This window comes from Fictibacillus sp. S7 (assembly GCF_004127935.1).
GTDB classification, from domain to species: Bacteria; Bacillota; Bacilli; order Bacillales; family Fictibacillaceae; genus Fictibacillus_C; species Fictibacillus_C enclensis.
Genome location: NZ_QJKL01000001.1, coordinates 1,368,558 through 1,381,293, shown reverse-complemented (window position 1 = coordinate 1,381,293; position 12,736 = coordinate 1,368,558). Strand labels below are relative to the sequence as shown.

At 38.3% G+C, this 12,736-nt stretch carries 15 protein-coding genes; 8 read left to right on the top strand and 7 right to left on the bottom strand.

Going from position 1 to position 12,736, the window contains the following annotated elements:
• Positions 1–13: 13 nt before the first annotated feature.
• Entirely contained in the window at positions 14–1,000 is a 987-nt protein-coding gene (locus DMO16_RS07005; protein ID WP_206738067.1) for a hypothetical protein, read from the bottom strand.
• Between the two features lie 46 nt (positions 1,001–1,046).
• The gene (locus DMO16_RS07000) at positions 1,047–2,141 is read right to left on the bottom strand and encodes a sugar phosphate nucleotidyltransferase (RefSeq protein ID WP_129476248.1); all 1,095 of its coding nucleotides are present in this window, start codon (positions 2,139–2,141) and stop codon (positions 1,047–1,049) included.
• A gap of 131 nt (positions 2,142–2,272) precedes the next feature.
• Between DMO16_RS07000 and DMO16_RS06995 the strand changes: the two genes are divergently transcribed.
• The 6 genes from DMO16_RS06995 to DMO16_RS06970 all read left to right on the top strand — a co-directional run bounded on the left by DMO16_RS06995 (position 2,273) and on the right by DMO16_RS06970 (position 7,492).
• A complete protein-coding gene (locus DMO16_RS06995) occupies positions 2,273–2,929 on the top strand; it encodes a class I SAM-dependent methyltransferase (RefSeq protein ID WP_129476246.1) in 657 nt (218 codons plus the stop codon).
• Between the two features lie 36 nt (positions 2,930–2,965).
• Positions 2,966–3,766: a glycosyltransferase family 2 protein gene (locus tag DMO16_RS06990; RefSeq protein ID WP_164988874.1), complete on the top strand. Its 801-nt coding sequence runs from the start codon at positions 2,966–2,968 to the stop codon at positions 3,764–3,766.
• Positions 3,767–3,863: 97 nt separating this feature from the next.
• Positions 3,864–4,991: a UDP-galactopyranose mutase gene (gene glf, locus DMO16_RS06985; protein WP_129476241.1), complete on the top strand. Its 1,128-nt coding sequence runs from the start codon at positions 3,864–3,866 to the stop codon at positions 4,989–4,991.
• 31 nt (positions 4,992–5,022) lie between these two features.
• Positions 5,023–6,012: a UDP-glucose 4-epimerase GalE gene (galE, locus tag DMO16_RS06980; protein WP_129476238.1), complete on the top strand. Its 990-nt coding sequence runs from the start codon at positions 5,023–5,025 to the stop codon at positions 6,010–6,012.
• A gap of 16 nt (positions 6,013–6,028) precedes the next feature.
• Positions 6,029–6,739 (top strand): glycosyltransferase, encoded by a 711-nt coding sequence (locus tag DMO16_RS06975; RefSeq protein WP_129476235.1) that lies wholly within the window; start codon positions 6,029–6,031, stop codon positions 6,737–6,739.
• Between the two features lie 30 nt (positions 6,740–6,769).
• Positions 6,770–7,492, top strand: coding sequence for a glycosyltransferase (locus tag DMO16_RS06970; protein WP_129476232.1), 723 nt, complete (start codon positions 6,770–6,772; stop codon positions 7,490–7,492).
• 48 nt (positions 7,493–7,540) lie between these two features.
• On the opposite strand, the gene DMO16_RS06965 is transcribed toward DMO16_RS06970, so the two are convergent.
• The 3 genes from DMO16_RS06965 to DMO16_RS06960 form a co-directional block, all read right to left on the bottom strand.
• Positions 7,541–7,978 carry a hypothetical protein gene (locus DMO16_RS06965; protein ID WP_129476228.1) on the bottom strand — a complete coding sequence of 146 codons (438 nt, stop codon included), beginning with the start codon at positions 7,976–7,978 and terminating at the stop codon, positions 7,541–7,543.
• A gap of 165 nt (positions 7,979–8,143) precedes the next feature.
• On the bottom strand, positions 8,144–8,296 hold the full coding sequence (locus DMO16_RS24155; protein WP_156412556.1) for a hypothetical protein: 153 nt from the start codon (positions 8,294–8,296) through the stop codon (positions 8,144–8,146).
• A 34-nt stretch (positions 8,297–8,330) separates the two neighbouring features.
• Entirely contained in the window at positions 8,331–9,197 is an 867-nt protein-coding gene (locus DMO16_RS06960) for a hypothetical protein (protein WP_129476225.1), read from the bottom strand.
• Between the two features lie 191 nt (positions 9,198–9,388).
• On the opposite strand from DMO16_RS06960, the gene DMO16_RS06955 reads away from it, so the two are divergent.
• Positions 9,389–10,480 (top strand): hypothetical protein, encoded by a 1,092-nt coding sequence (locus DMO16_RS06955; protein WP_129476222.1) that lies wholly within the window; start codon positions 9,389–9,391, stop codon positions 10,478–10,480.
• A gap of 114 nt (positions 10,481–10,594) precedes the next feature.
• A complete protein-coding gene (locus DMO16_RS06950) occupies positions 10,595–11,485 on the top strand; it encodes a hypothetical protein (protein ID WP_129476219.1) in 891 nt (296 codons plus the stop codon).
• Between the two features lie 41 nt (positions 11,486–11,526).
• Here the strand turns inward: DMO16_RS06950 and DMO16_RS06945 are convergent, their stop codons facing one another.
• Together DMO16_RS06945 and DMO16_RS06940 are read right to left on the bottom strand one after the other, a co-directional pair.
• Positions 11,527–12,207, bottom strand: coding sequence for a YetF domain-containing protein (locus tag DMO16_RS06945; protein ID WP_241840658.1), 681 nt, complete (start codon positions 12,205–12,207; stop codon positions 11,527–11,529).
• A gap of 90 nt (positions 12,208–12,297) precedes the next feature.
• A complete protein-coding gene (locus tag DMO16_RS06940) occupies positions 12,298–12,735 on the bottom strand; it encodes a GNAT family N-acetyltransferase (protein ID WP_425590021.1) in 438 nt (145 codons plus the stop codon).
• Position 12,736 lies beyond the last annotated feature (1 nt).

Genomic DNA, 12,736 nt, shown 5'->3' with positions numbered 1-12,736 from the left:
GAAGTACAGAAAATCAATGTCCTCTCACCTGCTTTTTTCTTTTACTTAACCGTTTAATGGCTTTATTGGTTAATGAATAGGGATTGGTTGTATAAACTTCTAAATTAGGATTATATCTAAATGCAGATCGAGATCCGTCCTCTATCCGTCCCCCATGATCAAAAAAATTATAACTCCATTCAAAATGGGTAGGGTAGAGGTTTTCATTTTCCTCCATAAGAGCAATGTATTGATGTACAACTTTATATATAGACGGATTGTCTGGAAGGTTATCTCGGAGAAAATGTAATGTTGAAAAATGAAAAAATCTAAAAGGTTCACCGTTAGCATAATATACGCCATCTTTCATGCTGATGCTGCGCTGGTTTATATTCCAGAACGCTACATTATAACCGTCATGTTTCAGCACATAAATCTTATCAAACAACATTAAGGCTGCTGTTAGCCATCTCTGGTCGGTAAACAGTCCTTGTTCCGCATCATTAAAAGCATAGTGTTCAAGTCTTGCTGTCCACCAATCCAGCAATGCTTCTGCTTCCACTGAACGTTTAACTCCAATGTACCCACCGTTTATGATACCGACTCTCAGAATCAAAATTTCTGCATTTTCCCCCCAAATGGTGTATGTGTTTTTTGGTGGTTCATTATAATGAGGAGTCAATACAATGGAATGCGTTTTAAAGGCAGCAAATACTTCATCAAAACGGGAAAACACTTGAGTATCTGAATCAATATAACTAAAAAATTCTTCATCTTTATACTTGCTGTAGACATATTTCATAAGTTGTCCTTTACAAGCACATGCCGCTTCGTATTGATTATATTTAAATATAGTGGTTTCAAAGTTTGTAAAGCCCATATCCTTAGCCAATACCACTTCATGAAAATCCTGGTCGTCCAATAAATCGGCAGGCAAGCTTTTTTCTAGCAAACAAATAACCAATTTACTTTCCGGCATATGCTCCTTTAGTGATTTGGCCAATATCTTTGCCTTTGCCAAATGATTTAAACAGACGGATGTACAAAAAATCATATTTCACATCACCTTACTTGGATATTATTTTAGTGTAATCAAAAAAAAGGCATTCAATGGAAGCGGTTTCTATGTGCAGTTTATCGATTTTTGTCCCTTTTCCGAAAATACTATGAGTAATTAAAGAAGAGACATCACTTACATAAACGTTTTCCAAAACTATACTGTCTTGAATCCTGCAGTTATCTATAACGGCACCCTGTGAAACAGAAACATACGGACCTATGGTAGAATTTGTTATCACACAGTTTTTATCAATATGAACGGGCGGAATCAACTTGCAGTTTTTGATGATGGTTGAAGGGTCTGTTGTCTCCTCTGATCGATTCAGGGAATCTAAAACCCAGCGGTTTGCTTCAAACCATCGTTCTATTGTGCCTACATCGGAGTATTCCTTATTAGTAATTTGATAAGAGATATTATATTGATGATTGATTAACCATTGAATTGCGTCAGTAATTTCGTACTCTCCCCTTGAGGAGGGCTGTATATGGTTAATGGCAGTGAGCATTTTGGAGTCAAACGCATATGCTCCAATTATCGCAAGATTTGATGTTGAATTTATTGGTTTTTCTTCCACTTTAATGATCTGATTGTTTTCTACGTGGGCGATTCCATAATCACTAGGATTAAAGACCCTTGTAATCAGTACAGCACCGTTGATTGAACTTGACAGGATAGCTTCTTTAAGGGATAAAAGCGATTCATTGATTAAGTTATCTCCCAATAAAAGAATAAATGGCTCCGTCTTCAAAAAATCCGATGCTTGCTTCACCGCATCTCCGATTCCATTTGCTTTCGGCTGGTAAATCAGTGTAATCGAAGTATTGTCGGCCGGTCGATGATCTATATACTCACAAACATCTTTTTGTGCAGGGTTTAATACAATGCCTATTTCGTTAATGCCTATTTTTTTCAGGCTTTCAATACAATATTCCAGTAAGGGTTTATTAGCAACTGGGATTAGGGTTTTGGCCCTTGATAACGAAAAAGGCTGGAGTCTTGTACCTTTTCCGGCAACTAAAATTAATCCTTTCAATAAAAAAACACCACCAGACTGAATAATTAGTATTTTATCTATCATAAAAATATATGTTACATTATGCATTTAAACTGAAAAACGTTACATAAATAGGTGATTTCTAAGGACATAAAATCTATTTTATGCCCAACCAATTTGTAGTCTTTGGAATAATTTAAAAGAGAAAGAGGATTTTTATTTGAGGTGAGAGCAAATAAATGTATTCAAAAGAGTTCTTTAAAAGCAAAAGGGAAGATTCATTATCATCCGCACATGGGGTTGTCCCCATTGTTATGGACTTAATCCAGCCAAAATCAGTTTTAGATGTTGGATGTGGGACGGGAACCTGGTTAACCGTATTTAAGAAGAAATATAGAATAAGAGATATTCTTGGCGTTGATGGTGATTATGTGGACAGGAGGCAGCTGGATATACCGAGAAGAAAGTTCTTCCCGTATAACTTGGAGAATCCTCTTGATTTAGGAAGATCATTTGATTTGGTCATGTCTCTTGAAGTAGCGGAACATCTGCCTGAACATTGTGCTGAAACTTTTGTGCAATCCCTTGTGAATCATGGTTCTGTTGTATTATTTTCAGCTGCGATACCTGATCAAAGCGGTGATCACCATGTAAACGAACAGTGGCCGGATTATTGGATAGAAATATTTAAGAAACACGATTTCCTGGTCATTGACTGTATAAGAGATAAGGTGTGGAACAGTGATACAGTTGGATGGTGGTATGCTCAAAATATGTTTTTATTCGTAAATAGGGCATATTTATTTAACCACCCGGTTCTGTTGTCTCTTTATGAAGATGTAAATCCGGTATTATTAAATAAAGTACACCCCAATAACCAGTTATCGTCTTTATGAGATTAGATAAGAATAATGAAGAACATGGAGCGGTTTATGAAAAATTATGATGTCACCGTTTTGATCCCTTCCTATAATCCTGGAATGTTTTTAAAGGATGCGCTGGAAAGTGTGTTCAGACAAACGTACAATAAATGGAAAATTGTATTGGTGGATGATGCCTCCACAGATAAAAGCCTTGCTTCTGTCGAGCACTATTTAAATGATCCCAGGGTTACAATAATTCGTTTGAAAGAAAATGTCGGTCAGTCAAAAGCACAAAACGAGGGTCTAGCCGTTATTGATACACCTTATATAATGAAGCTTGATGCAGATGATTGGCTTTTTATTGATACCATTGAAAAACTAAGAAATGAAGCAGAAAAGGTTTCAGAGCAAGTGGCACTGATTTGGGGCAATAAAACCGATGTTTATGAAGATCGAGAAGGGAACAAATTATTGGAAGTCCCTCGCATTGGTGGACGTTCCTATGGTGATAGGTATGAATTTTTATTATCTAACGATGTACCTTTTCCCCGTTTTTATAGAACGTCAGCTCTGAAACAAGTAGGTGGATGGCCGACCGATGATCCATGGGATGGACGTCATCTTGAAGATAAACGAATGGATGCCTTGCTTATTGAACACTTTACTATTCACTGGATCGATGAAATGCTCTATAATTACAGGCAGCATGCAAATAATGCCACAAAAAAAATAGATCTTTATAATGAAGTTTTTGAATGGCACATCTATCATACGTTAAAAAAATGGGGTGATTTATATCGCCCTGTTTTTAGAAAATATTGTGGCTGGCTGCAGTTGGCACAACTGCTGCCAAATCAAAATCCTGTATAAAAAACAGGATTTTTTTCTTTTATTTCCTTGGAAAATACATAGGAAACTCCTTTACTGCATACATAAAGCATATAATCCCAATTGTGGGGAGGAAAAGATGAAATTCGATTATTTAATTGTAGGAGCGGGTTTCTCAGGTTCTGTAATGGCTGAAAGAATTTCCAGTATATTGGGGAAGAGGGTTCTAATTGTAGAAAAAAGGAATCATATTGCAGGGAATGCCTATGATTATTTTGATGAAAATGGAGTTCTCGTTCATAAATTTGGTCCGCATATTTTTCACACGAATTCGAAGAAAGTATGGGATTATCTTTCAACCTATACGGAATGGACTCCATATTATCACAAAGTTCTTGGTATGCTTGATGGAGAAATGGTACCCATTCCCTTTAACCTCAACTCCCTAAATCAACTATTTCCTTCAACCAGTACGAAAGCAATTGAAGATGCCCTGTTGGATCAATATAAGATTGGTGAAAAAATAACGATACAACAGCTTCAAAATAACAAAAATAAACAGCTGAAAGCTCTCGCAGATTACATTTATGAAAAGGTATTTCATGGATATACCGTAAAACAATGGGGATTAAAACCCGAAGATCTTGATCCGTCGGTAACAGGACGGGTACCTATCATAATCTCTAGAGACAATCGGTACTTTCAAGATAAATATCAAGCGATGCCAAAGCATGGATATACTGAAATGTTTAGGAGAATGTTACACAGCCCAAACATCAAAGTATTGTTAAATACCGACTACAAAGAAGTCATTGCAGATGTTCATTATAAAAAACTAATTTTTACTGGTCCTATCGATCTGTATTTTGACTATAAATTTGGCCCATTGCCCTATAGAAGCTTACGGTTCGAATTTGAATTCCATAATAAAGAGGAATTTCAAGAAGCAGGCCAGATCAATTATCCAAATGAGTATGAATTTACGCGCATTACGGAATTTAAAAAATTAACACACCAAAAGAACATCCTGGGAACAACGATTGCAAGAGAATATCCGGAAGCCTATAAAATAGGCATTAATGACCCATATTATCCGGTTCCCAAAAAAGAATACAGGGAGCAATATAGGTTATATGAAACGGAAGCGCAAACGATTAAAGACAAAGTGATTTTTGCCGGAAGATTGGCAGAATACAAGTATTATAATATGGACCAAATCGTAGGCAGGGCTCTGCACTTATTCGAAAAAGAAATTAATGCAGGATAGGATAATAAATGAGGAGAATAGGGGAGTTGCCATGATTCTTGTGACAGGCGGGGCAGGATACATTGGGAGTCACGTAGTCAAAGCCTTAATCATGAAAAATTATCAGGTTGTCGTAATTGATAATTTGTCAACAGGCAATCAGGAAGCGATAGATCCTAAAGCAATATTTGTAAAAGGGGATGTAAGGAACCCTAAAGACTTAGGGGAAATCTTTTCAAAATATTCTGTTTGTGCAGTTATGCATTTTGCAGCAAATGCGTACGTAGGAGAGTCAGTTGAAAAACCTGCAGTATATTATAGCAATAACGTCAATGGAATGATAACCCTATTGAAGATGATGGTGCAACATCATGTTAAGAAAATAGTTTTCTCCTCTTCATGTGCCGTTTACGGGAAACCACCCTGCAAGATAATAAATGAAAATACACCTGCAATGCCCATTAATCCTTATGGTTGGACAAAATTAATCGGTGAGCAGCTTTTAAAAGACTTTTCAATAGCCTATTCACTAAAATATATTGCTCTGCGGTATTTTAATGTGGCAGGTGCCATTGGCTCGGGAGAATTGGGAGAGGACCATACACCGGAGACCCATTTGATTCCCAATATATTAAAACATTTACTGGGCGAGACGAAAAAGATTTTTGTGTTTGGCAATGATTATGAAACAAAAGACGGTACCTGCATTAGAGATTATATCCATGTTACAGACTTAAGTAATGCCCACCTCCTTGCACTTGAAGCACTGCTGGACAGCAGTGTTGCCAACAGAGTTTATAACGTAGGGAATGAAAAAGGAATAAGCGTGAATGAAATCATAAAAATGTGCGAAACGATCACCGGCAGGAAAGCGGCTGTGGAGTATGCAAAAAGGCGTGAGGGAGATCCTCCGGCACTCATCGCCAGTGCAGAATTATTGAAAAAAGAGTTTAACTGGAAGGCACAGTTTGACCTGAAAGATATGATTGAATCCGCATGGCAGTGGTTTTTACATCATCCAACAGGGTATAAAAAAATCTGAATAGAAAGGGGATTATATGGTATCAGTCATAACCTGTACAATTAGGGACTCCTGCATGGAAAATATATTTGATAATTACAAGAATCAAAATTACGATCCAAAAGAATTAATTATTGTACTGAATCAAGATAGTATGTGTTTACAAAAATGGCTTGAAAAGGCAAAAAATTATGATAATGTGTCTGTTTACCAAGTCCCCCAGCATACCTCTTTAGGCAATTGCATCAATCTCGCTGTGGGGCACGCAAAATATGATGTTATTGCAAACTTTGAGGATGACGATTATTATGCGCCAGCCTATCTTCAAGATTCTCTTTCTGAAATGAAATCAGCGAAAGCGGATGTTATAGGAAAGACATCGGTATATATATACTTAAAAAATAAACAAGTATTGGCTGTTTTCAATCCAGGCAATGAAAACCAATATGTCAATGATCAAACCAGCTTTGCAAAGCAATATTTGCAGGGAGGTACGTTAGTATTTTATAAAGCAATTTTGGATCAAGTAAGGTTTCCGGATCAGATCAAAGAAGTAGACCGGATTTTTTGCAGAGACTGTGTGAAGGCGGGGTTGAGGGTTTACTCAACAACAAAAGAAAATTTCACCTACTTAAGGAATGATGATCAGGAACAGCATACATGGAAGGTGCCGGTGGATGTTATTTTAAGTATAAGCCAATTTATTACGAAGACTGATGATTTCAAACCGTTTGTTTCAAAGTTTTGATGTCTTTTATCAGGAACAGAGGAGGCTTTTATGGTTTCCGTCATCACTTGCACAATAAGGGATAGTTGTATGGAAGAGGTTTTCCTTAATTTTGATCGGCAGCAGGATGTAGAAAAAGAACTAATTATCATTTTAAATAAAGATAATATGGATGCTGAAAAATGGAAAAAAAGAGCGTTGAATTCTTCCAATATCTCAATTTATCATTTACCATCTAATACTACGTTGGGTGAATGTTTAAACTTTGGTGTAGAAAAAGCAAAGTTCAGCTATATCGCTAAATTTGATGATGATGATTATTATTCGCCATATTACTTGATGCACTCCCTTCAGTCTTTAAGAAATTCTCAAGCATCCGTCGTGGGAAAAACCTCCATTTTTATGTATTTTAAAGATCAGGGCCTGCTTACCGAATTTAATCCGAATAAGTTTGGGGGGACAGTTGCGAAAAATGAGGAGACATACAATAATCATTTATTAATGGGAGGGACGCTGGTTTTTAAAAAAGAGGTTTTTAATACGGTAAAATTCAGTTCCACCAATATAGCTGAGGATGCAGCTTTTTGTAAATCATGTATAGAGAATGGTATTCCTGTGTACTCAGCAACTAAAGATAACTATGTTTATTTAAGAAGCTATGAACCGGATAGCCATACATGGAGGATTAAAAATGATACGATCTTGAAATTCTGCACTGTGATTGCTAAAACCGATGATTATAGGCCTTATATTACGAAAAAACCTATTCCCTAAATAGAAAAAAATCAGGCTCAAATGGCCTGATTTTTTCGTAATCAGTTATTACGTGAATAGCTGGATTGCAACGATTTGACGGCAGTCAATGATGATCGGATATCCATCCAAGATGAAAGTTGCACAGCAAGTCTTATGATCGAAACATGCGAATGTGATCTCGCCATCAAAGAAGTCTTCTCCGCCTTTTAGCACGATTTGTACCAATGCACCAGGTGTTAACTTTCTAATCTGCTTACATGCACAGCCTTTACAGTTGTTAGAGCTTTCTTGTCGTTTTTTCTTTTTTTGTATAAAGCTTGAACTTGAGCTAGAGCTTTCTTTTTTTCTTTTCTTGTGTACAAAACTGGAGCTAGAGCTAGAGCTAGAGCTAGAACTTGAGCTTTCTTTTTTCTTTCTTTTCTTGTGTATAAAGCTGGAGCTGGAGCTGGAGCTGGAACTTTCTTCGTGGCAGTTGCACCCGTCGTTATTAAATAATGAACCCATTACTTTTCCTCCTTATTTGTTTCCCTTACTCCTGTTAAATCAGGGGGTAATATAATATATTGAGTTTTTTAAAATTTGCATAGATAAGTACCTACTTGTACAAAAAATAGGTTTTCTACCAGAAATAGAAAAAAGAAGGAGGAGATCCTTCTTTTTTAGTGGCCATCATTGATTTTTCTTAGGCTTCCACGTTACTTTTCCGCACGTTTTGCAGCCCTTCTTTTTTTTCACAGGGTCAAACAATGACGGTTTGCTTTGTGATTTTGACTTTTTCTGCTGGCGATCACGATACCTGCTGCGCATTTGAGATTTATCCATTCCACCCACACCTTTTCAGTAAGTTGATTTTATACTATTCTTTACTGCTCCGAGTGGTATAGGTATTTGGCTGAAAGGGATTAATGGCGGTTGAAGTTTTGCCTTGTTTTTGTTTAAACGGATTGATAGTCGATTCTGGGATTTGCATGTTTTTAAATGGGTTAATGGCTGGCCCGTTATGAAGATTTTTATTCCGTGACACTGTTGCAGGACTGCTTCGGACAGGTATAAGCTGTTGAGCAGCGATGAAGGTGTCAGGCACCTTCAATTCAGGCTCGATTTTTGGCTTTTTCATTTTTTTTGTTTCTCTTTCGCATTGCAGATCAGCGAGCATGGGATTTATTGATCTTAAGATGTGGTTTATACCTGCCTGGAATTCTCCAAAAGAGATGGAGGCGAGGGAAGAAAATGTCTTGGAGAGTCCAATCTGTAGGATGAGGTAGCTGATCCATTCAGGAATATATTCTTTCTCCCTCCATCTGAAGGAAAAAGAATAGTGATTTGATTTTCTTTTGCATAGGATGTTCTTATGGATAATGTTTTGAACAGCGTTTTCGGTATTCTCGGCTGGAGTAATATAGAGAAGTTTGGAATTTTCTGTTTGAACGATGATGGGTACAGGCTGATCTGCAACAAACGAAACCGATATTGTGGCTGTTATGTTCACTCCCGAGGGGTTTTCTTCTATAGTAACATCCGTATGCTTAAGTATTTTTTTAACACTTTCCAGGTCCCTTTGCTCAAGACCTGAGATCACATAACATTGGCCATACAAAGCCGGTTCGATTTCATCATAGTTTTCATTCCATTGCAATCCCCAGTAATTTAATAAGGGTTTTATATGCTGAAAAAAATTGGTGTCCACCTGTCCGATCTGTTTGCCTCCAAATGTAAGAATCATATTGTCTATCCTCCTAACCGCCCGAAAAATAGGCATTCATTCTTGTGTCATAACCTATCGTACTCCCATAGTATGTATGGAATCTTCAGAACATGATAAGGAAAGGAAGGGAAACTATGGGTTTAAATCACAAGAAATCGATACCGAAGGCTACCAATAGTCTCCAAGAAGAATGCATAAGGGTGCAGAAGGTGTACGATTGGTTAACAGACACATTTTCTGTAACCAAACAAGTTAGTTTCAATCCAGAGCAGATAAGAAGGATAGAAGAAGCTTTAGCGGATCCGGCTCGCCGTCCTCTGCGTCTGACCTGCCAGACACCGGTTACTCCTCCTGTTTTTCCGCTTAATGGGGATGAAACCATGGCGGCGACTGAAACATTTATGTGTGAGCAGGTGGGAGAAAAGAGAGATGTTACCGTTTCACTGAATGGCAGCTTCGTGGAAGCCCAGCTCGTAGAGCTTTTGTTTACTTCCGAAGTGGAAGTTGCAGTCGTCGACAGAAACGGAAAGGTTGTTACTTGTGTAAGGACCGATGCATCTGTCCTTGAACCATTCGTGTTATGTTATCCTGATGGAACGGATCTATTCTGCCGCATCACGCGCATTCTTTGCAAAATTCCAACAGGAACAGTCATTCTAAACAGTCCGGCTCCAAGATCTTTCACCGTAACAATCACCTTCTGTGTCGATATCCAAATTGAAGCAGAAGTTAAACTTGAAGTGCTTGCTAAATTCTGCGCACCTCGTAATAATGATCTTTCAGCTGAAGAAAATGAAACGTTCGCTTGTCCTGAAGTTGTATTCCCGGCGCAATGTCCGGATATCTTTCCTAGACCGAGCTGCGACTGCAGTGTATCTGGTGAAGCAAGTGGTTGCACTGGCAGTAATGCCACGGAAAAAGGTCGTCTTGGCGTCCTTGCAGAAATCTGCCAGAACTGCAGCTTGAGTGACAGCTCATTAAAATTTACGTTTGATGAAGAAGACGGCGACATGAACAACTTTACCTTCACGGCAGACAGCTTCGATCAGGATAGTCTGGTTTGCGAACCTTCTGAAGGAAAAGGGCTGAAATTTACAGTATCAGGTACAGGTACAACCGATGAAGGTGAGGAGTTTGACTTTAATTTCGCAACCGTCAGCAAACATTCCGGAACCTTATTCCAGTTGCAGCTAGTGAATGAACGCGGTGTAACGGTATTTGAATCAGGCATTGTAAAAGTCGAAGAAGGCACCCTTGAAGTGGAAAATTGCGTGTCCTTTGACGACATCAAGATGAAATAATCTCATGAACTGTCTAGAGAGCAGGGATCTCCTGCTCTTTTTTTGTATTTCAGTGAACGAATCACCCCATATTACATAAGATAGAGATGGGAGCCTATTTAGGGAGGGACGCAAATGCATTCTCAAAAAGAGCGGTTGAGCTATGACCGTCTGATTGCCCGTGCTGAATTTTATCAGGAAAAATCGTTAGCTCTTGAAAAAAAACTGGTTTTTGCCGAAGAACAAATTGAGACCCTTGAGAAAGAAGTGAACAACGCGGCAAGAGAGGCTGAATTTCAGGCACTTGACGCTCACAGGGCAAGACTTGAAGAAGAGGTCATCCAGCTGAGGGAACAGTTGGCACATGCCCAAAGTGTAGATTATGAAAAAAGAGTTGCCGATTATGAAAATTTGTTGACTGCAGTTCAGGAAGAAATTAATGAGAAGGAAGTCAAACTGGAAAACAGCATGCAAAAAATCAAGGCTCTGGAAAAAAAGCTGTCTCTTCAGGGACGTCCCGATCCATTCCTGAAAAAAGCGGAAGATGAAGAAGACAGCATCTTTGTAAAACGGGATTATGAATGTCTTTGCTTGTTTGATTATTCCATGATCATGAAGGAAGATCTAAGCGGTTTGATCAAAGGGTCATTTTTGATCGAAAATACGGGGATTGTATCTTTGCATAACCCGTCCATTTGCTTTAGGTTCCAGCCAAACGAAGCCAATGTCCTAAAAGGAAAAATCTACTCCACCGAAAACAATGAAACGAATCAGGATAATCTAGCAAACTATCAGTGGATGTTTATTGATAATGATTGGTCAAAAGAGGCAAAGGAAAGAGGAGAACTGTGGATATGCCCCATTCGCGACCTTTCCATAGATCCTGGGGAAAAAGCTGTGATTCAAGATTATCTTATTCCGTTTAAAAAAGAAGCAATCGGAAATCTGACCATTGAAGCTTTTGTATTTTTCAACAAACAGCAATACAAGGTAAAGGCCTTAAATCATATCGCTATCAATTTCTGATCATATCCAAAACCTAAAAAGAACACATGTCGTGTTCTTTTTTAATTTTCCTTCATCACAAACAGACCCTCGTCTTTTTTCCATTCTGCATAAAATACTTCTTTTGCTGAGTGAATGTTTTGCTGTTTAAGCTGTTTTAACAGCCATTCTTCGTTAACACCAGCTGTAGGGAGGTTATCAGTTAGAATGGTTCCATCCATGATTAAAGTCACTGGGAGGGTGGTTTCTTCTTGTGACAGCTTTAAGTCCTGGCGTGTGACTGGCTGATTATCGCTTTTGGGAAGAACAGAGATCGAACCGTTCGTCTCAAGAATGGCATAATCGATTTCTCTTATACTGAAATATCCTTTTTGCCGGATCAGGTTTTGCAACTGGTTGATATCAATTTTGTTTTTTTTCATTTGTTTCCGGTCCATTGTCCCTTTTCGAATGACAATCGAAGGGGTACCCTCCAAAATCTTTCGGAATTTCATGGACTTTTGAGTGAGGATTTCCAATGAGTACATGAGAATTCCCCAAACACTGATTGCGAACAATATCATCCAGATATGGACATCGGGATCATACATGGCATTACCAACAAGTTCCCCAAGAATGAGTGCAGAAATAAAATCAAAGGGTGTCAATTGGGACAATTGCGTTTTTCCAAGAATTTTCGTCAGGAAAAATAGTGCGAAAAAGCCTACGACCATTTCAGTTGTAATTGTACCAAGGTTCATGATATCCCCCAAATGATGCGAAATTACAGATAGTGTTCACTATTGGACTGTAAATTACTCATAATTAAACAGAAAAAAGCATTGAACCAATGGTCATTGGTTCAATGCTTTTTTCATCGCCACATGGAGAATGTTAGCGTCGATAAAGGGTTCTTTTGATGTTGTGGTGTATCCCAGCTTTTTATAAAAAACCTCTGCCTGTACCTGCGCATATAATGTTAACGCGGGATAGTTCAGCCGGGAGGCTTCCTGCTCCATGCTCTTCATCAGCAAATCACCAAGGCCTTGCTTGCGCCGGTTGGAGAGTATGCAAACCCTTTCCACTTTTCCGCCATCCCCAATGGGACGCATTCGTCCAGCACCAATCGGTTGATTTTCGGCATCATAGAGTACAAAGTGAGTAGCCGTATCCTCAAGATGATCCACTTCGAGTTCTTCTGATACGTTTTGTTCGTTAACGAATACCTCTTTTCGAACAAATAAAGCATCCTTGTATGCTTCATCTTTCGAAGTAATGACTTTGATTTTCAAG

What these genes read in the sequence shown, in the direction of transcription:
- DMO16_RS06950 (WP_129476219.1), top strand. Translation starts at nt 10,595, where the DNA reads ATGCATTCTCAAAAAGAGCGGTTGAGCTATGACCGTCTGATTGCCCGT.
- galE (WP_129476238.1), top strand. Translation starts at nt 5,023, where the DNA reads ATGATTCTTGTGACAGGCGGGGCAGGATACATTGGGAGTCACGTAGTC.
- DMO16_RS24155 (WP_156412556.1), bottom strand. Translation starts at nt 8,296, where the DNA reads ATGGATAAATCTCAAATGCGCAGCAGGTATCGTGATCGCCAGCAGAAA.
- DMO16_RS06995 (WP_129476246.1), top strand. Translation starts at nt 2,273, where the DNA reads ATGTATTCAAAAGAGTTCTTTAAAAGCAAAAGGGAAGATTCATTATCA.
- DMO16_RS06970 (WP_129476232.1), top strand. Translation starts at nt 6,770, where the DNA reads ATGGTTTCCGTCATCACTTGCACAATAAGGGATAGTTGTATGGAAGAG.
- DMO16_RS06975 (WP_129476235.1), top strand. Translation starts at nt 6,029, where the DNA reads ATGGTATCAGTCATAACCTGTACAATTAGGGACTCCTGCATGGAAAAT.
- DMO16_RS06965 (WP_129476228.1), bottom strand. Translation starts at nt 7,978, where the DNA reads ATGGGTTCATTATTTAATAACGACGGGTGCAACTGCCACGAAGAAAGT.
- glf (WP_129476241.1), top strand. Translation starts at nt 3,864, where the DNA reads ATGAAATTCGATTATTTAATTGTAGGAGCGGGTTTCTCAGGTTCTGTA.
- DMO16_RS06960 (WP_129476225.1), bottom strand. Translation starts at nt 9,197, where the DNA reads ATGATTCTTACATTTGGAGGCAAACAGATCGGACAGGTGGACACCAAT.
- DMO16_RS07000 (WP_129476248.1), bottom strand. Translation starts at nt 2,141, where the DNA reads ATGCATAATGTAACATATATTTTTATGATAGATAAAATACTAATTATT.
- DMO16_RS06990 (WP_164988874.1), top strand. Translation starts at nt 2,966, where the DNA reads ATGAAAAATTATGATGTCACCGTTTTGATCCCTTCCTATAATCCTGGA.